Raw genomic sequence first — 21,771 nt, 5'->3', positions numbered from 1 at the left:
CGGCAGTGTCCACGAAGAGGATGAAATTCCGATGTATATCGTCGCGATCGGCTGGCTCTACGTCGCGCTGATGATGGCCATTACCGAACACACGGTGGTGGCCGCGATCGCCACCTTCCTGCTGTATGGCGTCGGGCCGGCCGCGTTGCTGCTCTACATTCTCGGCACGCCCGGACGCCGCAAGCGCAGGCGCGCTGCGGAACAGGCGGAAGAACAAGCGGCACGGCAGGCCAAGGCGGCAACGCCGCCGGACGGCGGCGCTGCATGAAGCCAAATGTCAGGTCGTCCGAACAATAGAGCAGCGGACCGCGCCGCTGCCCGGCAGGCGGCTGGGCCGCTCAACTTTCCTTCGATGCCGGCTCGAGCCAGACCAGGCTCGCCATCCGCCCGGTCACGCCATCGCGGCGATACGAATAGAAGCGCTGCGGATCGCTGACCGTGCAGGCATCGCCGCCGTGGACGTCGACACAGCCGGCACGCGCGAGCCGGGTGCGGGCCAGCGCGTACAGGTCGGCGAGGTACTTGCCCGCCGCGGCCGGCCGGAACGCTCGCACGACGGCATCGTGCTCGTGCGGCAAGGCCTGCTCGAGAAACGCCGCACGGACTTCGGCGCCGACCTCGAACGCATCCGGGCCGATCGCCGGGCCCAGCCATGCGAGCCACTGCGGCCGCGATCCCGCGTCCTTGCGTTGCGCGTCCATGCGGGCCAGCGTGGCCTCGATCACGCCGGCGCACAGGCCGCGCCAGCCCGCATGCGCGGCACCGACCACCGTGCCGGCACGATCGCACAGCAGCACCGGCAGGCAGTCCGCGGTCATTACCGCGCAGACCTGTCCCGGTGTGGAGCTGATGCTCGCATCGGCGCGCGGCGGCGCGCCGTTCTCCGCGCCGTCGACACCATCGGCACCGTCGGCGCCATCGGCAGTCACCACCGCGCAGCCATGCACCTGATCCAGCCATCTGGGCGCTGCCGGCAGCCAAGCCCGCAGGCGCCGCCGGTTCTGCGCGACCGCATCGGCATCGTCGCCAACGTGGGTACCGAGATTGAGGCCGCCGGCGCTGCCGTCGGCGAGTCCATACGGACCGCGGCTGACGCCGCCGATGCGCGTCGTCGACAGCGCCCGTACCCGCGCCGGCGCGGGCCAGTCGGGTACCAGCTGCGAGAGCCTGCCGGCATCAACGTTGGTCATCGTCATCGTCGTCATCGCCCTCGTAAAGGATGGCGCCATCCCATGCCTCACCGTCGCCATCGTCCTCATCGTCGTAGCGATCGCGCTCTTCCAGCGTGGTGAACTCCAGCGCGTCGATCAACGCCTGCAGATCGTCCGGTGCGGGCGCGCGCCACGACATCGCCTTGCCGGTGACCGGATGCACCAGACCGAGCCGATAGGCATGCAGCGCCTGGCGTTCGAACGGCACCGGCAACGGCGCCTTGATGGCCGGACGCTGGCCGCGCTGGGTAGCGCGGTGATAGACCGGGTCGCCCAGCAGCGGATGGCCGATCGATTCGAAATGCACGCGGATCTGATGGGTGCGGCCGGTCTCGAGCTGGCACATCACCATCGACACGCAGCCGCGTCCCAGCGGCGCGACGCCCAGCGTACGGAAATGCGTGCGCGAAGGCTTGCCGCTCGCGGTATGAACGACCGCCATGCGGGTGCGCTCGCGCGGATCGCGCCCGATCGGCGCATCGATGGTGCCCTCGTCGGGCGCCTCGCCCCACACCAGCGCCAGATAGGTCCGCTTGACCGTGCGCGCCTGCAGCTGCCGCACCAGATCGGTCTGCGCGGTCAGCGTGCGCGCCACCACCATCAGGCCCGAGGTCTCCTTGTCGAGCCGGTGGACGATGCCGGCGCGCGGCAGCGCGGCAGCGGCGGGGTCGCGATGCAGCAGCCCGTTGAGCACGGTGCCGCTCCAGTTGCCGGCGGCCGGATGCACGACCAGGCCGGCGGGCTTGTCGATGACCAGCAGCGCCGCGTCTTCGTAGACGACGTCCAGCGGCACCGGCTCGGGCGTGAAGGCCAGCGTTTCGGGCGCGGCCTGCGGCCGCACCTCGATGCGCTGTCCCATCTGCACGCTGTCGCGCGGCCGGCGCACCGCGCCGTCGACGGTCACGGCGCCGCTGTCGATCCACTGCTGGATACGGCTGCGCGAGAATTCGCTGAACTGGCGCGCCAATAATTTATCGAGCCGTTCTCCGTGTGCGGCGCTGTCGACTTCCAGCACCAGCGGAACCATGTCGGCGCCGCTTTCCACCTGGACAAGTGCGGCCGCGGGCAGCTCGTCGAAATCCTCCAGCTCGGTTTCGACCGCCGCATCGCGTGCGGCCTCGCTGTCGAGGGCCGCTTGCGGGCTGGCGACCGAGGGGCTTGGGCTATAATGCTTGACGCTTTTTTTCATCCGGAATAGGTTGCCCATGCAATCGATGAGCATGAGACGCGCCAGTTGGCGCGCAAGATTTGGAGCGATTCTGCTCGCGGGCGGCTGCGTCATGCTGTCGGCATGCGGCCTGCTCTCGGAACAACCCGACGAAACCGCGGGTTGGTCAGCCAACAAATTATATTCGGAAGCCAAGGACGCTCTCGACAGCGGCGACTATCCGCGCGCGGTCAAGCTGTACGAAAAGCTCGAGGGGCGCTACCCCTTCGGCCGCTTCGCGCAGCAGGCACAGATCGATACGGCCTACGCGAACTACAAGGACGGCGAGACCGCCGCCGCGCTGGCCTCGGTCGACCGCTTCATCCAGCTGCACCCGAACCATCCGTCGGTCGATTACGCCTATTACCTGAAGGGGCTGATCAACTTCAACGACAACCTCGGCTGGCTCGGCCGCTTCTCGGGCCAGGACCTGAGCGAGCGCGATCCGAAGGCCGCGCGCGCGGCCTACGACGCGTTCCACACACTGGTCACGCGCTTCCCGGAGAGCCGCTACACGCCGGACGCGGCGGCGCGGATGCAGTACATCGTCAACTCGCTGGCCCAGCACGAGGTCCACGCGGCGCGCTACTACTATCGCCGCGGCGCCTATCTGGCGGCGGTCAACCGCGCGCAGCAGGCACTGAAGGAATACGATGGTGCGCCGGCCAACGAAGAGGCGCTGTACATCATGATCCGTTCGTACGAGGCGCTCGGCATGAAGGATCTGCGCGACGACACGGCGCGCGTGATGGAGATGAACTTCCCCAACAGCGACTTCATGAAGTACGGCGAACGCCGCGAGAAGGACAAGCCGTGGTGGAAGCTGTTCTGATGCCGCTGCGACAGGCATAGGAAGCATAAGAAAAGCCCGGTTCGATCTGCCGAACCGGGCTTTTTGTTTTGGCGGCTTTTTTTGGGCGGCTTTTTGGGGCGGCTTGTTTTTGCGGCAATCGCGGGCCCACCGGACCGCGGTCGCCGCTGTCGCGCTACGCCTTCTTCAACCCTTCCAGAAACGCCACCACCGTGTCCCGCTCGCGCGTGCGCTTGAACGGCGGCAGGCTTTGCCAGATCTGCCGTCCATAGGGCTTCTCGACCAGCCGCGTGTCGCAGATCACCAGCACGCCCCGATCGGTTTCGGAGCGGATCAGCCGGCCGGCGCCCTGCTTCAGCGTGATCACCGCATGCGGCAGCTGGTGCACGGCGAACGGGCTCAGGCCCTTCTTCTGCAATGCCTCCATGCGCGCGGCCAGCACCGGATCGTCGGGCGGCGCGAACGGCAGCTTGTCGATCACCACCAGCGACAACGCTTCGCCACGTACATCGACGCCCTCCCAGAAGCTCTGGCTGCCGACCAGCACCGCATTGCCCAGCTCGCGGAAGCGATCGAGCAGTTCGGTACGGCTGGCCTGGCCCTGCACCAGGATCGGCAGCTGCAGCCCGCGTTCGGCGAAGGCTTCGTACAGCAGGTCGGAGGCGCGCTGCACCGCGCGCAGCGTGGTGCAAAGCAGGAAGGTGCGCCCGCCGGCTGCCTCGATCAGCGGCAAGGCCGCCGCCACCACCGCGTCGGTGAACTGCGGCGACTGCGGCGCCGGGAGGTCGCGCGGCACGTACAACAGGCCCTGCTCGCCGTAATCGAAGGGGCTGGGCAGCGACAGCGAGCGGTCCTTGTCGAGCCCGAGCTGCGCGGCATAGTGGGCAAAATTGCCTTTGACCGACAGCGTCGCCGACGTGAAGATCCACGCGCGCGGATGTCCCGCACGCTGGCGCGAGAAGATCGGCGCGATCGACAGGGGCGTGCGGTGCAGCTGCACGGTATGCGAGAACACTTCGACCCAGCGCACCGTTTCGGGCGGATTGAATGAGGGCGCGGAGTCGGCGGACACGGCGCCCGCCGACTCGGCGCTCGCCTCGCCGGACTCCGACAACGCCGCCAGCGCGGGCTGCGCCGCCTCGGCGCCCGCTTCGCCGGCATCGGCCGCCGGCGGCGGCGCCGCACTGTCGTCGCGCCAGGCCGCCAGCCGCTGCGCCAGTTCCTGCGCGCGCCGATGGCACTGCTCCAGCGATTCGGCGCGCTCGGCCTGCCCCTGCAGCAGCGCGACCACATCGCCCAACGCCTTCTCCAGCGCATCGAGCGTGTCGAAGAACGGCTCGCCGATGCGGACGTCGGCCTCGATCTGCCCCAGCGCCAGCCGGACGTTGTCCTTGCCGAAGGCGAGCCGCAGATCGCGCGTGGCGCGCTCGAACGGCGCGACGATGCCGACCCAGTCGGCCGCATCGCGCGCATGCGACAGGCCCTCGGCCACGGTATCGCGCGCCAGCTCCAGCAGCTGGCTGGTCGACAGGCTGTCGCCGAAGAACAGCGTCGCGGTCTCCGGCAGCTGGTGCGCCTCGTCGAAGATCACCGTATTCGCCGCCGGCAGCAGCTCGGCCATGCCGGTATCGCGCAGCACCACGTCGGCGAAGAACAGATGATGGTTGACCACCACCAGGTCGGCCTGCTGCGCTTCCTTGCGCGCCCGCATCACGAAGCATTCCTTGTGGTGCGGGCATTCGGTGCCCAGGCAGTTGTCGCGGGTCGAGGTCACCAGCTGCCATACCGGCGCGTTCTCGGGCACGCTGGCGAGCTCGGCCTTGTCGCCGGACGAGGTGGTCTTGGCGAAGTTGGCGATCTCGCGCAGCCACGCCGCGTCCTGCTTGGACGCCAGCCGGCCGTTCAACTGCGCCCGCTCCATGTGGTAGTGGCAGACGTAGTTGGCCCGGCCCTTGAGCAGCGCGACCGAGACCGGCACATTGAGCGCGCGGCGCACGGTCGGGATGTCGCGCAGGAACAGCTGGTCCTGCAGGTTCTTGGTCCCGGTCGACAGGATCACCTTGCCGCCCCACAGCATCGCCGGCACCAGATAGGCGAAGGTCTTGCCGGTGCCCGTGCCGGCCTCGACGATCACCGTGTCGTGCGCCTCGATCGCATCGGCCACCGCGGCGGCCATCTTGGCCTGCGCGTCGCGCGGCCGATAGCCGTCGATGGCCTGCGCCAGCGTGCCGGTCGGCGCGAAGATGCGCGCCAGCGCCGCGGCGCGCGCGTCGGCGGCGTCCGGCTGGATGGCGGGACCGGCGGCATCGTCGCCGGGATGGGAGAGATCGGAATCGGACAAGGCTGGCAGGAATTCGGTGCGCCGCCGGCGGTGGCCGGCGGCGCTGGCATGGCAGCCCGCGGGATCGCGAACCGGGAGATCAGGCGGGAACGTCGGGTTCGAGCTGCAGCTGCAGCAGCGTAATGGCGTCCTTCAGCTTCAGCCGGCGCTTCTTGAGCCGGCGCAACTGCAGTTCATCGTGGCTGGCCTCGGCGGACAGCCGGTCGATCAGATAGTCCAGATCGCGGTGTTCGATCTGCAGCTCGATGATCTGGCGTTCGACGGTGTTCAGATCGCTGTCCATCGTCCATCGGCCTCCCCGGCGACGTCCATCATCAGAATCCGAACGGCCGCGGCGACTCGCCGCTGCCCTGCTTTTCCTTGGCCTTGGCGCGGCGCTCCTCGACCTCGCGCTGGCGCTGGATCGCCTGCTGCTGCTTGGCCTCGTACGCCTTGACGTTCTCGGCGCGCTGGCGGGCCTGCTCGGCGCCGCGTTCGCGCGCCTCGCGCATCCGCGCGTCGTAGTCGGCCTGCTTCTGCTGGTATTCGGCGGCATTGGCGGCACGTTGGGGCGCCTCGGCCTGGCGCTGCGCGTCGCGCAGCTTCTGCTCCTGCTGCTTGCGCTCGAACTCGGCGCGATTGGCCTGTTCCTCGGCCGCGCGCTGCGGCTGGCTGGCCTCGTACTCGGCCTGACGCAGCGCCTGTTCGCGATCGCGCTTCGCGGCCTTGAAGGCGCGCTCGGCCTCGCCGATCTCCAGTTCGCGCTCCCGCAGCACGGCCAGCTCGGTGCGCTGCGTTTCCTTGGCGCGCTCGATGCAGTTGGTGACGAAGAACTTGTCGTAGCAGGCGCGCTCGGCGGTGGCAAAGCGGTAGTTGGTCCAGGCTCGGGAATCGGCCACGGCCTTGCGCTCCGCATCGAAGTCGCGCGGCGGCTGCAGGTCGGCGGAGCCCGAGGCAGATGGTGCCGGGGCGGAAGCCGCGCCCTGCGCCAGCGCGGCGGGCAGCGGCACGGTCAGGCACGCCAGCGCCAGCGTCAGCGCCAGCATCGGGCCCCTGGCCGGCACGGCGGCGGCCGTCGTTGCCGCACGATCGGCGGCCGGAAAACTTGCCGGCAAAGCGGCCCGTTGTGGCTTGAGGTTCATGGGCGGATTCTACCATCGGGGCATGCCGCCGCGCCCGCGCGCGGCCTCGTGTGCGGCCTGTCCGCCAGGCCGGTTCAGAATCGATCCCGGGCGTACCGCATGCCGGATGAAGCGCCGTTCGCTTGTGGCAAAATGCCCCGCTTTCGACTGAGTGTTTTTTCGATGTCCAACCTGCCAGCTTCCGTCACGCAAAAGATCGTGTCGCTCATCGCGGCCGAGCTGTCCGTCCAACCCCGCCAGGTGGCGGCGGCCGTCGAACTGCTCGACGAAGGCGCCACCGTGCCGTTCATCGCACGCTACCGCAAGGAGGCCACCGGCAACCTCGACGACACGCAGCTGCGCGCGCTGGAGGAACGGCTGCTGTACCTGCGCGACATGGAGGAACGCCGCGCCGCGATCCTGGCCTCGATCGAGGAACAGGGCAAGCTGACCCCCGAACTGCGCACCGCGATCGGAGCGGCGGTCACCAAGCAGGCGCTGGAAGACCTGTACCTGCCCTACAAGCCCAAGCGCCGCACCCGTGCCCAGATCGCGCGCGAATGCGGGCTGGAACCGCTGGCGCAGGCGCTGCTGGCGGACCCGACGCTGGATCCGCAGGCCGAGGCGGCCAGGTACGTCAACGGCAAGCCGACCGCCGATGGCGGCGTGCCCGACGTCAAGGCGGCGCTGGATGGCGCGCGCGACATCCTGTCGGAGCAGTTCGGCGAGACCGCCGAGCTGCTGGGCAAGCTGCGCGAGCATCTGTGGGCCAACGGCGTGGTCACCTCGTCGGTGGTCGAAGGCAAGGAAACCGCCGAGGAAGAGAAGTTCCGCGACTACTACAACTACAGCGAGACCATCCGCACGATCCCGTCGCACCGCGCGCTGGCGTTGTTCCGCGGCCGCAATGCCGGCGTGCTGATGATCAAGCTGGGCCTGGGCGAGGAACAGGACGCGCTGGTGCCGCACCCGTGCGAGGCGATGATCGCGCGCCATGTCGGCATCCAGAACCTGAACCGCCCCGCCGACAAGTGGCTGGGCGACGTCTGCCGCTGGTGCTGGCGCGTCAAGGTGCAGCCGCACCTCGAAACCGAACTGCTGACGCAGCTGCGCGAGAGCGCGGAAGGCGAGGCGATCAAGATCTTCGGCCGCAATCTGCACGAACTGCTGCTGGCCGCCCCGGCCGGCCCGAAGGCGGTGATGGGCATCGACCCGGGCATCCGCACCGGCTGCAAGATCGCGGTGGTCGACGCCACCGGCAAGCTGCTGGAGACCGCGACGATCTACCCGCACGAGCCGCGCCGCGACTGGAGCGGCTCGCTGGCCACGCTGGCACGGCTCGCCAGGCAGCATGGCGTCTCGCTGGTGTCGATCGGCAACGGCACCGCCAGCCGCGAGACCGACAAGCTGGTGCAGGACCTGATGCGCCAGGCGCCCGAACTGAAGCTGACCAAGATCGTCGTCAGCGAAGCCGGCGCCTCCGTCTATTCCGCCTCGGAACTGGCGGCCAAGGAATTCCCCGATCTGGACGTATCGCTGCGCGGCGCGGTGTCGATCGCGCGCCGGCTGCAGGACCCGCTGGCCGAACTGGTCAAGATCGATCCGAAATCGATCGGCGTCGGCCAGTACCAGCATGACGTCAACCAGCGCGAGCTGGCGCGCACGCTCGATGCGGTGGTCGAGGACTGCGTGAATGCCGTGGGCGTCGACGTCAATACCGCCTCGGTGCCGCTGCTGGCGCGCGTGTCGGGCCTGAACAGCGTGCTGGCGCGCAATATCGTCGAGTTCCGCGATGCCAATGGCGCGTTCCCCAATCGCGATGCGCTGAAGAAGGTGCCGCGGCTCGGCGACAAGACCTTCGAGCAGGCGGCGGGCTTCCTGCGCATCAATGACGGAGACAATCCGCTGGACCGCTCCTCGGTTCACCCGGAGGCGTATCCGGTCGTCAAGCGCATCCTCGACCATATCAAGAAGGACCTGCGCGAGGTGATGGGCAATCGCGACGCGCTGCGCGGCCTGTCGCCGGCGCAGTTCACCGACGACACCTTCGGCCTGCCGACCGTGCGGGACATCCTCAGCGAACTGGAAAAACCGGGCCGGGACCCGCGTCCGGAATTCAAGACGGCGACCTTCCAGGATGGCGTCGAGGACATCAAGGACCTGCAGCCCGGCATGGTGCTCGAGGGCGTGGTGACCAACGTCGCCGCCTTCGGCGCCTTCGTCGATATCGGCGTGCACCAGGACGGCCTGGTCCATATCTCGGCGCTGTCGAACAAGTTCGTCAAGGACGCGCACGAGGTCGTCAAGGCGGGCCAGATCGTCAAGGTCAAGGTGATGGAGGTCGACGTCAAGCGCAACCGCATCGGCCTGTCGATGCGCCTGGACGACGAGCCCGGCCAGAGCGGCAATCGTGCGGCCGGCGGCGAGCGCCCGGAGCGCGGCGGCAATCGCCCGAGCCGCGGCTTCCAGGGCGGCGGCCGGCGCGAAGCCGAACCGGCCGGCGCGATGGCGGCGGCGTTTGCCAAGCTGAAGCGGTAAGCAAAAAAGCGGGCGGCCCCAAGGCCGCCCGCCGGTCCGGGCGCGCCGCCCGGCTCTTCCCTGCCGCCGCGCTCAGATCTCGACCTTGGTTCCCAGCTCCACCACCCGGTTGGCCGGAATGCGGAAGAAGTCCGACGGCTTGGCGCCGTTCTGATGCATCCACGCGAACAGCGTCTCGCGCCACATCGGCATGCCGGGCAGGCGCGACGGGATCACCGATTCGCGGGCGATGAAGAACGAGGTCTCCATCAGCTCGAATTCCATGTTCAGCTTGCGTTTGGAAAGATCGAGCACCTTGAGCACGTCAGGGGTTTCCTTGAAGCCGTATTCGGACTTCAGGATGAAGACGCCGCCGCCGAGGTCCTTGCAGCTGAGCCGGCGATCGTCGTCGACATACGGAATGTCGCGCGTGACGAAGCTCAGGAACACCACGCGCTCATGCAGCACGCGGTTGTGCTTCAGGTTGTGCAACAGCGACACCGGCACGAACTCCGTATTGCCGGTCAGGAAAACCGCGGTGCCCTCGACGCGGTGCGGCGGATGCGCCAGCAAGCCGGCCATGAAGGGCTCCAGCGGAATACCCTCCTCCAGGCTGCGCGCGCGCAGCAGCTTGCGGCCGCCGTACCAGGTCATCAGCAGGAAGAAGGCCGCGCTGCCCAGCAGCAGCGGGAACCAGCCGCCTTCGGCGACCTTCAGCAGGTTGGCCGAGAAGAACGACAGATCGATCACCAGGAAGGCCGCGCCAGCGGCGGCCACCACCGCCGGCGGCCATTTCCACACATGCCGCATCACGACGATCGACAGCAGCGTGGTGATCACCATCGTGGTGGTCACCGCGATGCCGTAGGCGGCCGCCAGGTTTTCCGATTTCTTGAAGGCCAGCACCACCATCACGACCGCCACCAGCAACGACCAGTTGATCACCGGCAGGTAGATCTGGCCGATCTCCGCTTCGGACGTGTAGCGGATCCGCATGCGCGGAATGAAGCCGAGCTGGATCGCCTGGCTGGTCAGCGAGAACGCGCCCGAAATCACCGCCTGCGACGCGATCACCGCGGCGCAGGTAGCGAGCAGCACCATCGGGATCAGCAGCAGCTCGGGCACCATCAGGTAGAACGGATTGCGCACCGCGCTCGGGTTGCCCAGCAGCATCGCACCCTGGCCGAAGTAGTTCAGCATCAGGCAGGGCATCACGATCGCGAACCATGAGCGGCGGATCGGCGCGGGACCGAAATGGCCCATGTCGATGTACAGCGCCTCGGCGCCGGTCAGCACCAGGAACACGGCACCGAGCACGATGAAGGCCTGCAGCGAATGCTCGAGCAGGAAGCGCACGCCGTACAGCGGATTGATCGCGGCGAGAATCGATGGCGACTCGATCAGGTGGTAGATGCCCAGCGCGCCGAGCGACAGGAACCACGCCACCATGATGGGACCGAACAGCTTGCCCACCGAAGAGGTGCCGCGCCGCTGCAGCAGGAACAGCACCAGCAGGATCGCCAGCGTGATCGGGATCACGTAATGCGACAGTGCCGGCGTCGCGATCTCGATGCCCTCGACCGCGGACAGCACCGAGATGGCCGGCGTGATCACCGCATCGCCGTAGAACATGCAGGCGCCGAAGATGCCCAGCATCATCAGCACCTTGGCGCGACGCGAGCGCGGCGCGGCGCTGCGCAGCGCCAGCGCCATCAGCGCCAGCACGCCGCCCTCGCCGTCGTTGTCCGCGCGCATCACGAACACCACGTACTTGACCGATACCACCAGGATCATCGCCCAGAACAGCAGCGAGATCACGCCCATCACCGCTTCCGGACTGAACGGAATGCCATGCTCGGCGCTGAAGCACTCCTTCAGGGCATACAGGGGACTGGTGCCGATATCGCCGAAGACGACACCGATCGCCGCGAGTACCAGCATGCGCATGCTGGGGGTCTCGACGAAATAATGGCTCGTGGTGGGTTGTGTCATGGATTCGGAGCGGGCGGCCCGTTATGCCGCGGGCCGCCGCATCGTTCGAGAATTTTTTTGCAATGCACAATCGGGCGCCATTCTAGTGGAAACGGGCCGGCAGCGTCATCAGGAATCTTCTTGGGACCGTGTTCGGCCCGTGTCCGGGGCCATATCCGGGGCGCGCTGCGGAGCGGGCGCGAAGACCTTGCTTGCCGGCGATCGCCCTACCCAGGAACGCAAGGATGCGAGCGAAGCGGCGCTCGGTCAACCCCTGAGGTGTGGTGCGCCCGCCATAGAAAAACGGCGCGACAAGCGGTATTCGCGCCGTTCCATGTCTGCTATGTCTTCTACGAGTTCGCCGATATCACCGCGCTGGATCAAGGCACCGAATGCGACCGAACTTCGAGGCGGTCAGACGCCAAGATACCGCTCGAGCAGGCCCGGCGTGGCCGCCAGCTCGGCGGCGGCGCCGCTGGCCGCGACCAGTCCCTTCTCGAGCACCACCACGCGGTCGGCCTGCGCCAGCACCGCGCGATAGTTGCGGTCCACCACCACGGTCGAAATGCCGGTGGCCCGCACCGCGGCGATCACGTCCCAGATTTCGCGGACGATCTTCGGGGCCAGCCCTTCGGTCGCCTCGTCGAGGATCAGGCAGTCCGGGTTGGTCATCAGCGCGCGGCCGATCGACAGCATCTGCTGCTCGCCGCCCGAAAGCTGCTGGCCGCCATGGTCGAGCCGCTCCTTCAGGCGCGGGAACAGCTCGAGCACCCTCGCCTCGTCCCAGTCGTTACGGCCGTTGCAACCCTTGCGCGCAGCCATCAGCAGGTTTTCACGCACCGACAGGTTCGGGAAGATGCCGCGGCCTTCGGGCACGTAGGCGACCCCGAGGCGCGCGACATCATATGGCCGCGCGCGCGACACGTCGCGGCCCGCAACGACGATGGTGCCGGCGCGCTGCGTCACGTGGCCGAGCAAGGTCCGCAGCAGCGTGCTCTTGCCCATGCCGTTGCGTCCCAGCAGGCCGACCGTTTCGCCGGCATCGACGCGGAAGTCGACGCCGCGCAGCACATGGCTGGTGCCATACCAGGCCTGCACGCCGGTGGCTTCGATCATCGGCTTCACGCTGCACACTCCTTGCGCGTGCCCGTGGCCGCGCCGGCGCCCGTGCCGCGGGGATGCGCGCCGGCCGCGACATCGGCAAGCTCGCCCGCGCCTTCGTCGTCGCCCAGGTAGGCCTGCTGCACCTCGCGGTTGGTGCGAATCGCGGCCGGCTCGCCCGAGGCGATCACCACGCCGTTGACCATCACGGTGATGCGGTCGGCCACCGCAAACACGGCGTCCATGTCGTGCTCGACCAGCAGGATCGCGTGGCCCTCGCGCAGATCGCGCAGCAGCGACAGCATCCGGGCCGATTCCTCGGCGCCCATGCCGGCCAGCGGCTCGTCCAGCAGCAGCGCCACCGGCTGCGTGGCCAGGCACATCGCGACCTCGAGCTGGCGCTTCTGGCCGTGCGACAGCGCCATCGCCGGCAGCGCCGCGCAGTCCGCCAGGCCGGCCCGCTCCATCGCCTCGTCGCCCAGCGCGCGCGCGGTGCGGCACGATTGCGCGCTTTCCCACAGGCGCCAGGCGCGCTGCGCGCGCGACTGCGCCGCCAGCCGGCAGTTCTCGCGTACGCTCAGCGGCGCAAACACATTGTTGCGCTGATAGCTGCGTCCGACGCCGGCGCAGGCCAGCCGCGGCTGCGGCCAGCCGGTGACGTCGCTGCCGTGCAGGAACAGCTGGCCCGCGGTCGGCGCGAGTTCACCCGACAGCAGGTTGATCAGCGTCGATTTGCCGGCGCCATTGGTGCCGATCACCGCGTGGATCTGATGCAGGTCCAGCGCCAGGTCGACGCCGGACACCGCGGTCAGCCCGCCGAAGCGGCGCGTCAGTGCGGCCGCCCGCAGCACCGGTTCATTGCCATGGCGCGCGTTCATCGCCGCTCTCCCTGTATGCCGGCTGCCTTGCCGCTCACGCGGCGGCCTGCGCCGCCACCGAGCCGGCGCCGCAACACTGTCGCCAGTCCGACCAGCCCGCCCGGCAGCAGCGCCACCGCGGCGATGATGAAGCCGCCCATCAACAGTTGCCAATGCTTGGTCAGCGTGCTGAACCACTCGGCCAGCAGCACGAACGAGAACGCGCCGATCACCGCGCCGGCCAGACTGCCGACGCCGCCCAGGATCACCATCAGCATCGCGTTGCCCGACTGATGCCACGACGCGATCTCCGGATTGACGAAGCCGAACTGGATCGCATACAGATAGCCGGCCAGTCCGGCGAACGCGCCGCCCGCGACGAAGGCGCCGAGCTGGTAGCGGTAGGTGGCGAAGCCCGCGGCCCGCATGCGCTGCTCGTTGTGGCGGATGCCGATCAGCGCGTGCCCGAAGCGCGAGCGCAGCACCATCGCCAGCGCCGCCACCGTGAAGATCAGCGCGCCCAGCACCAGCCAGTAGAAATGCACGGGATCGTCGATGCCCAGCGGCCGCGCGCCGAACACGCCGAACTCGGGCCGGAAATAGATATAGGTGCCGTCGCTGCCGCCGGCGATCTTGGTGTCGTGGAAGATGAAGTACACCATCTGCGCGAACGCCAGCGTGACCATGATGAAGTAGATGCCGCGCGTGCGCAGCACCAGCATGCCGACCAGCAGCGCCAGCACCGCTGCCGCGGCGACCGCCGCCACCAGCAGCCACCAGCCGTTGCCGGGCTCGGACTGGGGCGCCAGCATCGCGGTCGCATAGGCGGCGGTGGCGAAGTACGCGGCATGGCCCAGGCTGACCAGCCCCGTATAGCCGATCAGCAGCTGCAGCGACAGCGCGAAGATCGCCATGATCATCACCTTGCTGAGCAGGTCGATGTAGAACTTGTTGCCCTCGCCGCCGAGCGCAAGCGGCAGCGCCGCCAGCACGGCGAAGGCGATCGCCCATGCCAGCGTGGTCCAGCGCAGGCTGGCGCGCCGCTGCAGGTCGAAGGCCGCGCCGATGTCGGCGCCGAGGTTGGTCGGAGGTGTCGATGCCATCGCGCTAGCCCGCCTTGAACAGACCCTGGGGTTTCCAGAGCAGAATGATCGCCATCAGCAGGTAGACCAGCACCCCCGCCGCCTCCTGCCAGAACACCTTGCCGAAGGTATCGACGAAGCCGAGCAGCAGCGCGGCGACCATCGCGCCCTTGACCGAGCCGATGCCGCCGATCACCACCACGACGAAACAGACGATCAGCACCTGGCTGCCCATGCCGGGATAGACCGACGACACGGGCGCGGCGATCATGCCGGCCAGCACCGCCAGCGCGACGCCGAGCGCGAACACCAGCCGGTACAGCCGGCCGATATTGACGCCCAGCGACTGCACCATCTCGCGATTGCTGGCGCCGGCACGGATCGTCATGCCCAGCCGCGTGCGGCGGATCACGTAGTACATCGCCGCGGCCACCAGCAGGCACACCGCCGAGATGAACAGCCGGTAGACCGGATAGGTCATCTCGTTGCCGATCGGCAGCGCGCCGTCGAGCAGCGCCGGCACCGGCACGCCATGCACGTCGTCGCCGACCAGGATGCTGCGCATCTCCTCGAACACCAGGATCAGCCCATAGGTCATCAGCACCTGCTGCAGGTGGTCGCGTTCGTACAGATAGCTGAAGAACACCCACTCGAGCAGATAGCCGAACGCGACCGCCAGCACGATGCCCAGCGGCAGCGCGATGAACAGGCTGCCGGTCATGCTCGCCAGCGTGAAGGCCAGGTAGGCGCCCAGCATGTAGAAGCTGCCGTGGGCGAGATTGATCACGCCCATGATGCCGAAGATCAGCGTCAGGCCGCTGGCGACCAGGAACAGCAGCAGACCGTACTGCACGCTGTTCAGGCACTGGATCAGGAAGGAGACGAAGTCCATGCGAGGCGATCGGTCGTTGACGAGGCCGCGGCCGGCAAGCGCCGGCATGCCGCGGCCGGTGACGCGCGCAAGGCGCAGGCGATGGGCGTTGGCGGCCTCGCGTTACAGGCGGCAGCCGCGCGCGGGATCGGCCAGCGCCTTGACCGCGATGCCGGCGACCTTGTTCTCGCGGCCCTCGACCTTGCGCAGATAGAAGTCCTGCACCGGGTTATGGGCCCGCGACAGCGTGAAGGTACCGCGCGGGCTGTCGATGCGCGCGGCGGCGATCGCCTTGTAGACGTCCGCCTTGCGGCTCATGTCGCCCTTGACGGCGGCGGCGCCGGCGGCCAGCATCTGCGCCGCGTCGTAGCCCTGCACCGCGTAGACATCCGGCTGCAGCTTGTAAGCCTTCGCGTAATTGAGCCGGAACTGCTTGTCGCGCGGATTCTGCAAGCCGTCGGCGTAGTGCAGCGTGGTCTCCAGGCCCTGCGCCGCGGTACCCTGCGCCTCCAGCGTGCCGTCGGTCAGGAAGCCCGATGCATAGAGCGGAATCTTGTCCTTCAGGCCCGCCGCGGCCCAGTCCTTGACGAACTTGACGGCGCCGCCGCCGGCGAAGAAGACGAATACCGCATCGGGCTTGAGCGACGCGATCTCGGTGATCTGCGCCTGGAATTCGACGTTCGGGAACGGCAGGCTCAGTTCCTTGACGATCTTGCCGCCCTTGGCCTCGAAGGCCTCCTTGAAGCCGCGCACCGACTGCTCGCCCGCCGCGTACTTCCACGTCAGCGTGACGACCCGCTTCATGCCGCGTTCGGCCACCACCTGCCCCATCGCATAGCCTGGCTGCCAGTTCGAGAACGACGAGCGGAAGATATTGGGCCCGCACAGCGGACCGGTAGCCTCGTCGGCGCCCGCGTTCGGAATGATCAGCAGCGTGTTGCTCTCCTTGGCCACCTTGACGATGCCCATCTGCACGCCCGAGTGCACGGTGCCGATCACCACGTCGACCTGATCGCGCTTGACCAGCTTGTTGGCGTTCTCGGGCGCCTTGGCCGGATCCGATTCGTCGTCGACCTTGAAGAATTCGACCTCGCGCCCGCCCAGCCGGCCGCCCTGCTCCTGCACGTACATGCGGAAGCCGTTCTCGATCGCCGTGCCGAGCGCCGCATAGGTGCCGGTGTAGGGCAGCATGAAGCCGACCTTGATCTTGCCGGCGGCCGCCGATGGCGCGGGCTGCGCCGCGGCGGTGCCCGCCAGCGTCAGCGCGGCGGCGGCAACACAGGTCGGCGCCAGGCGGCGCGAGATGAAGCGATGCATGGATGTCTCCTCCTGGTGGTTCAAGCGGTTCGCTCGCTCGACGGTGCGGCGGCGCCGGTGCCGAGGCGGTGCGGCGCCAAATTATTTTAGGTTTGAAGTTTTCGCCGTTATAAACCCCGCCATGGATGGCGTCAATGCAGTGGAACCCGGCGCCGGGACAGCTTCGTCCACCAGCGCAACCGGCTCGCGCCCGAGTGTAATGACGCGTGGGCCCCGGGGATATCGCGGCTTACCCTGTCTCATGGCGCGGATGGCGAGGGGATGGCGCCGGCCGCGCCCGACGCGGCCTCGCGCGCCTGCTGTTCGCGCTGCCGCAGGCGGAAACGCTGGATCTTGCCGGTCGCGGTCTTGGGCAGCTCGGCCACGCACTCGATCCGGCGCGGATACTTGTACGGCGCCAGGTTGCGCTTGACGAAGTCCTGCAACTGCGCCTCCATGCCGTCGTGCCACGCATGGCCCGGCCGCAGCACCACGTACGCCTTGGGCTTGACCAGGCGATCGGCATCCTCGACGCCGATCACGGCGGCCTCCAGTACCGCCGGATGCCGCGCCAGCGCCGCCTCGACCTCGAACGGCGACACGTAGATGCCGCCGACCTTCAGCATGTCGTCGCTGCGCCCGGCATAGACGTAATAGCCGTCGGCATCGCACAGGTACTTGTCGCCGCTGCGGGTCCATTCGCCGACGAAGGTATCGCGGGTCTTGTCGCGATTGCCCCAGTACATCAGCGCGGCCGATGGCCCCTTGATGTACAGATCGCCGATCTCGCCCGCGGCGCAGGGCTGGCCGGCGTCGTCCAGCAGTTTCAGCTCGTAGCCGGGCACCGGCTTGCCGGTGGTGCCGTAGCGTACGTCGCCGGGACGGTTCGACAGGAAGATGTGCAGCATCTCCGTCGAGCCGATGCCGTCGAGGATGTCGCAGCCGAAATGGGCGCGGAACCGTTCGCCGATGTCGCGCGGCAAGGCCTCGCCGGCGGAGGTACAGATACGCAGCGCGACGTTGTCGCGCGCCGGCAGGTCGGGCGCGGCCAGCATGCCGGCGAACAGCGTCGGCACGCCGCAGAACACGGTGGGCCGCTGTTCGGTCAGACGGCGGAACACCGCTTGCGGCGTCGGGCGCTCCGCCATCAATACCGTGGTGGCGCCGACCGACAGCGGGAAGGTCAAGGCGTTGCCGAGCCCGTAGGCGAAGAACAGCTTGGCGGCGGAGAACACCACGTCGTCCTCGCGCAGGCCGAGCACCTGGCGGGCATACAGGTCGGCGGTATGGAACAGGTTGCCGTGCGTATGGACCGTGCCCTTGGGCCGCCCTGTGGAGCCGGACGAATAGAGCCAGAACGCCATGTGGTCGGGCCCCGTCGCGGCAGCGTGCGCGAGCGGCGTACCGCTGCCGGCCAGGCCCGCCACGGTCGCCGCCGCCGGCTCCTCGCCCTGCGGCAGCTGCCCATCGGCGGGCAGCGGCGCCGCGACGATCCACAGCGGTTCGACCCCGGCGCGCTGCGCCGCCTCGCGCAAGGCCGGCAACAGCGGTGCGGACACCACCACGGCGCGCGCGCCGCTGTGTTCAAGCATGTAGGCGTAGTCGTCCACCGTCAGCAGCGTATTGACGGCCACCGGCACCACGCCGGCCAGCAGGGACCCCAGGAACGCCACCGGAAAATCGATGGTATCGAACGCGCACAGCAGCAGCCGTTCCTCGGGCCGCAGGCCCGCCGCCAGCAGCGCGCCGGCGAAGCCGCGGCTGCGCGCCTCGAGCTCGGCGAAGGTCAGCATGGCGGTGTCGTCGCGGTAGGCCAGCTTGTCGCCCCGGCCGGCATCCAGATTGCGCGACAGCAGATCGACGGCGGCGTTGTAGCGCGCCGGCAAAGCGGTCGGGGACGTCATGTCTCACTCCTTGGGCGGCCCGAAGGCGGCCTCTTGTCGGCCGTTGGTGCGCGCCGGGGGCATTGGACGGGATTGGGCGGCGGGGTGCGGATGCACCGCGGCGGCGGCACCTTATCGTTGTTGATGCATTTTATTGCACATCGACTAAGATGCAAGCTCAGGAATGCACTATATGGCAGCGAAACAGGCTCGGGGTCTACCCGGAGTTTGCGATTCGTGTGCCCTATAATGCCGCACCCAGCGCCCGTCGCTGCCCTTCCATCGAACCCATGTCCGAGATGCGCCGCGCCACCGAAGCCACTGCGCCCTTGTCCGACGCCGAGCCCCGCCAGCCCGGCGAGCGCGATCCGTATCTGACCCAGCTGGGCGAGCGAATCCGTTCGCTGCGCGCCGCGCGCGGCATGTCGCGCAAGGATCTGGCGCGCGGCGCCGGCGTCTCCGAGCGCTATCTGGCCAATCTGGAAACCGGGACGGGCAACGCGTCCGTGCTGCTGCTGCGCCAGGTGGCGGCCGCGCTGAACGTGCCGCTGCCGGTGGTGCTGGCCGAGGCCGATGGCGGCAACGGCGCGCGCGCCGCCGAGTTCGGCCAGTTGCTGCAATGGCTGGCGCAATTGCCGCCGGCCGATCTGGCCCGCGTGCGCGAAGCCTGCCGCAATGCGCTGGCGCCGTCGGCGCCCTTCGACGCCCGCCATCAGCGGATCGCGCTGATCGGCCTGCGCGGCGCCGGCAAATCGACGCTGGGCCGGGCACTGGCCGCGGCGCGCGAACTGCCGTTCGTCGAGCTGAACGGCGCCATCGAACAGGAGGCCGGCGCCACGCTGTCGGAAATCCATTCGCTGTACGGCCAGGCCGCCTACCGCCGCTACGAGTTGCGCGCGCTCGAGCGCGTGCTGCGCGAACACGAGCGGCTGGTGCTGGCGACCCCGGGCAGCCTGGTGTCGGAGCCGGCCACCTTCAATCTGCTGCTGGCCAACTGCTACACGGTGTGGGTCAAGACCTCCCCCGAGGAACACATGGCGCGCGTGGTCGCCCAGGGCGATATGCGGCCGATGCAGGGCAACAGCGAGGCGATGGCCGATCTGCGCCGTATCCTGCAGGCCCGCACGCCGCTCTACTCGCGTGCCGACGCGATCGTCGACACCAGCGGGCAGAGCCTGGACGCCTCGCTGCATGCGCTGCAGACGGTGCTGCAGGACGCGGGGGCCTGATCGGCGGGCATGCTGCCCTCTGCGCGCGTCCGCACTATATTTCATCGCCCGCCGGCCGAATCGGTACGGCAGTTCCGCGTGCTCGCCAACAGTCCGGGAACGGGTCCCGAGCGCCGGCGGTCGAACCGGCGTACGCAAGGAACCCGCGCAAAAGTGGTTTTCCTGCTTCCCTTGCGAAACAAGTGGCCTATAATGTTTCCAAGGAAACAGGAGCATGGCGATGCAGACCAAGCAACTTCGGCAGCAGCTTCCCGCCGGCGCCCCGGATGCCGGAGCGACCCTGACCAAGGCCGTGATGCGCGCGGCCGGCTTCCTCGGCATCAGCCAGGCCGTGGTCGCCAGCGTGCTCGGCATCAGCACGGCTTCTGTCTCCCGCATGGCCTCGGGCCATTACGTACTGGACAGCCACCGCAAGGAATGGGAATTCGGCGTGCTGTTCGTCCGCCTGTTCCGTTCGCTCGACGCCATCCTCGGACATGGCGACCAGGCCCGGCTGTGGCTGGCCAATGACAACCTCGCGCTGGGCGGCAAGCCGCTCGAACTGATCCGTACTACCGAAGGCCTGGTTCGTGTCGTTCACTACCTGGACGCCACCCGCGGTCGCATCTGAGCGCAAGCCGTTTGCGCTCACGTTGTGGCGGGCGGTGGAAGCCCAGCATGTGGTTTCCACGATGCCGCTGGTCGACAGCCTCGAAGAGCAGGCCGTGCTGGAAGCCGTGCTCGATGCCGGCAAACCGGCGGTGCCCTCCTACGCCCGCCATCTGCACTATCTGCTGTTCACGCCGTTCCGCTATCCGCCGTCGCCGTGGGGGTCGCGCTTTCGGGCCGCGCACGATCCGGGCGTCTTCTATGGCGCGGACGAGATCCGCACCGCCTGCGCGGAGCTCGGCTATTGGCGCTGGCGCTTCCTGCGCGACAGTCCCGCGCTGCCGCGCATCGATGCGCGCGCGCAGACGCTGTTCCAGGTCGGCGTACGGACCGAAGGCGTAGCGCTGGACGAAGCGCCGTTCGTGCGCGACGCCGCGCAATGGCAAGACCCGGTGCACTACGACGGCTGCCAGGCGTTCGCCCGCGTCGCGCGCGAGGCCGGCCTCGGGCTGATCCGCTACCGCTCGGTGCGCGATCCCGGCCAGGGTCATTGCGCCGCGGTGCTGACGCCGCTGGCCTTCTCCGCGCCCGCGCCGCTGGTCACCACGACCTGGATGCTGACGGTGCGGCCCGACCGCGTGATCTGGCAACGGGACGATCTGCTGCAACGCGAGAATTTCGAGTTCGAGGCGGCGATGTGGGAACGCCCGAACGGCAATGCGGCCCCCGAGACCGCTTGACATGCGGCGCCGCTCACTTTGGTCGCACGCTGCTGTTGCATTGCGAAAGCGATTGCCCTATAATCACTTCTTCGACGGACGCGGGGTGGAGCAGTCTGGCAGCTCGTCGGGCTCATAACCCGAAGGTCGCAGGTTCAAATCCTGCCCCCGCAACCAACCGATCGAAATCCGCAAAGGCAGCCGCCCCGATTCACCGGGCGGCTTTTTTGTTTGCGCGTTGTTCGCGCGGTGTTTGCGTCAATTCTGTCTTCCGTCGATTGCCTGCCGCTCGTTCGAGCGCGCACCGACGTCACGGCGCCACGGTCGTGCCGCCCACGGGCCCGGTGATAAACTGCGCCCATTCCTCCCGGACCGAATCCATGAAATTCTGCTCGAACTGCGGCCATGCGGTCGTGCTGCGCATTCCCGATGGCGACAACCGGCCGCGCCATCTCTGCGATCAATGCGGCACCATCCATTACGTCAATCCGCGCAATGTGGTCGGCACGGTTCCGGTCTGGGAAGACAAGATCCTGCTGTGCAAGCGCGCGATCGAGCCGCGCTACGGCTTCTGGACGCTGCCGGCCGGCTTCATGGAGATCGGCGAGACCACCGCGCAGGCCGCCGCACGGGAGACGCTGGAGGAAGCCGGCGCCCGCGTGCAGATCGGCGAGCTGTTCTCGATGCTGAACGTGCCGCACGTGCATCAGGTCCATCTGTTCTATCTTGCCCGGCTCGAGGATCTCGATATCGCGCCCGGCGAGGAAAGCCTCGAGGTCAAGCTGGTCGACGAGGCCGACGTGCCTTGGGACGAGCTGGCCTTCCCCACGGTGATCCACACGCTGCGCTGCTTTTTTGCCGACCGCGCCGCCGGCCGCATCGCCGACGGCAGCTTCCGGCTGCATACGCTCGATATCGACAAGCCGATGCGCCCGCTGGCGGCGCGCGCAACGGTGGAGCCCTGAACGCAGGGTACGCCGCCACGGC

At 68.3% G+C, this 21,771-nt stretch carries 19 protein-coding genes and 1 tRNA gene; 8 read left to right on the top strand and 12 right to left on the bottom strand.

The annotated features are described in order from the left end of the window. Positions 1-31 precede the first annotated feature (31 nt). Positions 32-268: a hypothetical protein gene (locus F7Q96_RS07370; RefSeq protein ID WP_053821970.1), complete on the top strand. Its 237-nt coding sequence runs from the start codon at positions 32-34 to the stop codon at positions 266-268. Positions 269-338: 70 nt separating this feature from the next. Here the strand turns inward: F7Q96_RS07370 and pgeF are convergent, their stop codons facing one another. Next, positions 339-1,190, bottom strand: coding sequence for a peptidoglycan editing factor PgeF (gene pgeF, locus F7Q96_RS07365; RefSeq protein ID WP_170292920.1), 852 nt, complete (start codon positions 1,188-1,190; stop codon positions 339-341). Then, positions 1,177-2,400: an RluA family pseudouridine synthase gene (locus tag F7Q96_RS07360; RefSeq protein WP_053823114.1), complete on the bottom strand. Its 1,224-nt coding sequence runs from the start codon at positions 2,398-2,400 to the stop codon at positions 1,177-1,179. The genes pgeF and F7Q96_RS07360 overlap by 14 nt, the downstream gene beginning before the upstream one ends. A gap of 16 nt (positions 2,401-2,416) precedes the next feature. On the opposite strand from F7Q96_RS07360, the gene F7Q96_RS07355 reads away from it, so the two are divergent. Continuing rightward, the gene (locus tag F7Q96_RS07355; RefSeq protein WP_023263940.1) at positions 2,417-3,250 is read left to right on the top strand and encodes an outer membrane protein assembly factor BamD; all 834 of its coding nucleotides are present in this window, start codon (positions 2,417-2,419) and stop codon (positions 3,248-3,250) included. Positions 3,251-3,404: 154 nt separating this feature from the next. On the opposite strand, the gene F7Q96_RS07350 is transcribed toward F7Q96_RS07355, so the two are convergent. The 3 genes from F7Q96_RS07350 to F7Q96_RS07340 form a co-directional block, all read right to left on the bottom strand. Further along, positions 3,405-5,579: an ATP-dependent DNA helicase gene (locus F7Q96_RS07350; RefSeq protein ID WP_082371488.1), complete on the bottom strand. Its 2,175-nt coding sequence runs from the start codon at positions 5,577-5,579 to the stop codon at positions 3,405-3,407. 70 nt (positions 5,580-5,649) lie between these two features. Continuing rightward, positions 5,650-5,853, bottom strand: a complete 204-nt coding sequence (locus tag F7Q96_RS07345) for a DUF465 domain-containing protein (protein WP_053821972.1) — start codon at positions 5,851-5,853, stop codon at positions 5,650-5,652. Positions 5,854-5,884: 31 nt separating this feature from the next. Continuing rightward, entirely contained in the window at positions 5,885-6,691 is an 807-nt protein-coding gene (locus F7Q96_RS07340; RefSeq protein ID WP_053821973.1) for a hypothetical protein, read from the bottom strand. A gap of 162 nt (positions 6,692-6,853) precedes the next feature. Between F7Q96_RS07340 and F7Q96_RS07335 the strand changes: the two genes are divergently transcribed. Next, positions 6,854-9,208 (top strand): Tex family protein, encoded by a 2,355-nt coding sequence (locus F7Q96_RS07335; protein WP_053821974.1) that lies wholly within the window; start codon positions 6,854-6,856, stop codon positions 9,206-9,208. 72 nt (positions 9,209-9,280) lie between these two features. On the opposite strand, the gene F7Q96_RS07330 is transcribed toward F7Q96_RS07335, so the two are convergent. The 7 genes from F7Q96_RS07330 to F7Q96_RS07300 all read right to left on the bottom strand — a co-directional run bounded on the left by F7Q96_RS07330 (position 9,281) and on the right by F7Q96_RS07300 (position 18,269). Further along, positions 9,281-11,179 carry a potassium transporter Kup gene (locus F7Q96_RS07330; RefSeq protein WP_053821975.1) on the bottom strand — a complete coding sequence of 633 codons (1,899 nt, stop codon included), beginning with the start codon at positions 11,177-11,179 and terminating at the stop codon, positions 9,281-9,283. 393 nt (positions 11,180-11,572) lie between these two features. Beyond that, a complete protein-coding gene (locus tag F7Q96_RS07325; RefSeq protein ID WP_053823115.1) occupies positions 11,573-12,274 on the bottom strand; it encodes an ABC transporter ATP-binding protein in 702 nt (233 codons plus the stop codon). Positions 12,275-12,279: 5 nt separating this feature from the next. Next, positions 12,280-13,137 carry an ABC transporter ATP-binding protein gene (locus tag F7Q96_RS07320; protein WP_053821976.1) on the bottom strand — a complete coding sequence of 286 codons (858 nt, stop codon included), beginning with the start codon at positions 13,135-13,137 and terminating at the stop codon, positions 12,280-12,282. Then, positions 13,134-14,219: a branched-chain amino acid ABC transporter permease gene (locus tag F7Q96_RS07315; protein ID WP_053821977.1), complete on the bottom strand. Its 1,086-nt coding sequence runs from the start codon at positions 14,217-14,219 to the stop codon at positions 13,134-13,136. The genes F7Q96_RS07320 and F7Q96_RS07315 overlap by 4 nt, the downstream gene beginning before the upstream one ends. A 4-nt stretch (positions 14,220-14,223) precedes the next feature. After that, a complete protein-coding gene (locus F7Q96_RS07310; RefSeq protein WP_053823116.1) occupies positions 14,224-15,090 on the bottom strand; it encodes a branched-chain amino acid ABC transporter permease in 867 nt (288 codons plus the stop codon). A 102-nt stretch (positions 15,091-15,192) separates the two neighbouring features. After that, the gene (locus F7Q96_RS07305) at positions 15,193-16,386 is read right to left on the bottom strand and encodes an ABC transporter substrate-binding protein (protein WP_053821978.1); all 1,194 of its coding nucleotides are present in this window, start codon (positions 16,384-16,386) and stop codon (positions 15,193-15,195) included. Positions 16,387-16,625: 239 nt separating this feature from the next. Next, complete coding sequence (locus tag F7Q96_RS07300; protein ID WP_053821979.1) at positions 16,626-18,269, bottom strand: benzoate-CoA ligase family protein; 1,644 nt, start codon at positions 18,267-18,269, stop codon at positions 16,626-16,628. Between the two features lie 278 nt (positions 18,270-18,547). Here F7Q96_RS07300 and F7Q96_RS07295 point away from each other — a divergent pair, with 278 nt between their 5' ends. From F7Q96_RS07295 to F7Q96_RS07275, 5 genes are all read left to right on the top strand, one after another. Further along, positions 18,548-19,477 (top strand): helix-turn-helix transcriptional regulator, encoded by a 930-nt coding sequence (locus tag F7Q96_RS07295; RefSeq protein ID WP_053823117.1) that lies wholly within the window; start codon positions 18,548-18,550, stop codon positions 19,475-19,477. 214 nt (positions 19,478-19,691) lie between these two features. After that, complete coding sequence (locus F7Q96_RS07290) at positions 19,692-20,087, top strand: MbcA/ParS/Xre antitoxin family protein (protein WP_390885689.1); 396 nt, start codon at positions 19,692-19,694, stop codon at positions 20,085-20,087. Further along, the gene (locus F7Q96_RS07285) at positions 20,047-20,805 is read left to right on the top strand and encodes an RES family NAD+ phosphorylase (RefSeq protein WP_082371489.1); all 759 of its coding nucleotides are present in this window, start codon (positions 20,047-20,049) and stop codon (positions 20,803-20,805) included. Before F7Q96_RS07290 ends, F7Q96_RS07285 begins: the two co-directional genes overlap by 41 nt. A gap of 79 nt (positions 20,806-20,884) precedes the next feature. After that, positions 20,885-20,961 (top strand) — tRNA-Met (locus tag F7Q96_RS07280). 203 nt (positions 20,962-21,164) lie between these two features. Then, positions 21,165-21,749 (top strand): NUDIX hydrolase, encoded by a 585-nt coding sequence (locus tag F7Q96_RS07275; RefSeq protein ID WP_053821981.1) that lies wholly within the window; start codon positions 21,165-21,167, stop codon positions 21,747-21,749. Positions 21,750-21,771: the final 22 nt, after the last annotated feature.

It is taken from the genome of Cupriavidus gilardii, assembly GCF_008801915.1.
GTDB lineage: Bacteria > Pseudomonadota > Gammaproteobacteria > Burkholderiales > Burkholderiaceae > Cupriavidus > Cupriavidus gilardii.
Note: the sequence above shows the minus strand (reverse complement) of the source record. Positions and strands in the feature narration are given on the sequence as shown.

Excerpts from the sequence above, each read along its gene's own strand:
- F7Q96_RS07370 (WP_053821970.1), top strand. The coding sequence starts at position 32 with ATGTATATCGTCGCGATCGGCTGGCTCTACGTCGCGCTGATGATGGCC.
- pgeF (WP_170292920.1), bottom strand. The coding sequence starts at position 1,190 with ATGACCAACGTTGATGCCGGCAGGCTCTCGCAGCTGGTACCCGACTGG.
- F7Q96_RS07360 (WP_053823114.1), bottom strand. The coding sequence starts at position 2,400 with ATGAAAAAAAGCGTCAAGCATTATAGCCCAAGCCCCTCGGTCGCCAGC.
- F7Q96_RS07355 (WP_023263940.1), top strand. The coding sequence starts at position 2,417 with ATGCAATCGATGAGCATGAGACGCGCCAGTTGGCGCGCAAGATTTGGA.
- F7Q96_RS07345 (WP_053821972.1), bottom strand. The coding sequence starts at position 5,853 with ATGGACAGCGATCTGAACACCGTCGAACGCCAGATCATCGAGCTGCAG.
- F7Q96_RS07340 (WP_053821973.1), bottom strand. The coding sequence starts at position 6,691 with ATGAACCTCAAGCCACAACGGGCCGCTTTGCCGGCAAGTTTTCCGGCC.
- F7Q96_RS07335 (WP_053821974.1), top strand. The coding sequence starts at position 6,854 with ATGTCCAACCTGCCAGCTTCCGTCACGCAAAAGATCGTGTCGCTCATC.
- F7Q96_RS07330 (WP_053821975.1), bottom strand. The coding sequence starts at position 11,179 with ATGACACAACCCACCACGAGCCATTATTTCGTCGAGACCCCCAGCATG.
- F7Q96_RS07325 (WP_053823115.1), bottom strand. The coding sequence starts at position 12,274 with ATGATCGAAGCCACCGGCGTGCAGGCCTGGTATGGCACCAGCCATGTG.
- F7Q96_RS07320 (WP_053821976.1), bottom strand. The coding sequence starts at position 13,137 with ATGAACGCGCGCCATGGCAATGAACCGGTGCTGCGGGCGGCCGCACTG.
- F7Q96_RS07315 (WP_053821977.1), bottom strand. The coding sequence starts at position 14,219 with ATGGCATCGACACCTCCGACCAACCTCGGCGCCGACATCGGCGCGGCC.
- F7Q96_RS07310 (WP_053823116.1), bottom strand. The coding sequence starts at position 15,090 with ATGGACTTCGTCTCCTTCCTGATCCAGTGCCTGAACAGCGTGCAGTAC.
- F7Q96_RS07305 (WP_053821978.1), bottom strand. The coding sequence starts at position 16,386 with ATGCATCGCTTCATCTCGCGCCGCCTGGCGCCGACCTGTGTTGCCGCC.
- F7Q96_RS07300 (WP_053821979.1), bottom strand. The coding sequence starts at position 18,269 with ATGACGTCCCCGACCGCTTTGCCGGCGCGCTACAACGCCGCCGTCGAT.
- F7Q96_RS07295 (WP_053823117.1), top strand. The coding sequence starts at position 18,548 with ATGCGCCGCGCCACCGAAGCCACTGCGCCCTTGTCCGACGCCGAGCCC.
- F7Q96_RS07290 (WP_390885689.1), top strand. The coding sequence starts at position 19,692 with ATGGCGATGCAGACCAAGCAACTTCGGCAGCAGCTTCCCGCCGGCGCC.
- F7Q96_RS07275 (WP_053821981.1), top strand. The coding sequence starts at position 21,165 with ATGAAATTCTGCTCGAACTGCGGCCATGCGGTCGTGCTGCGCATTCCC.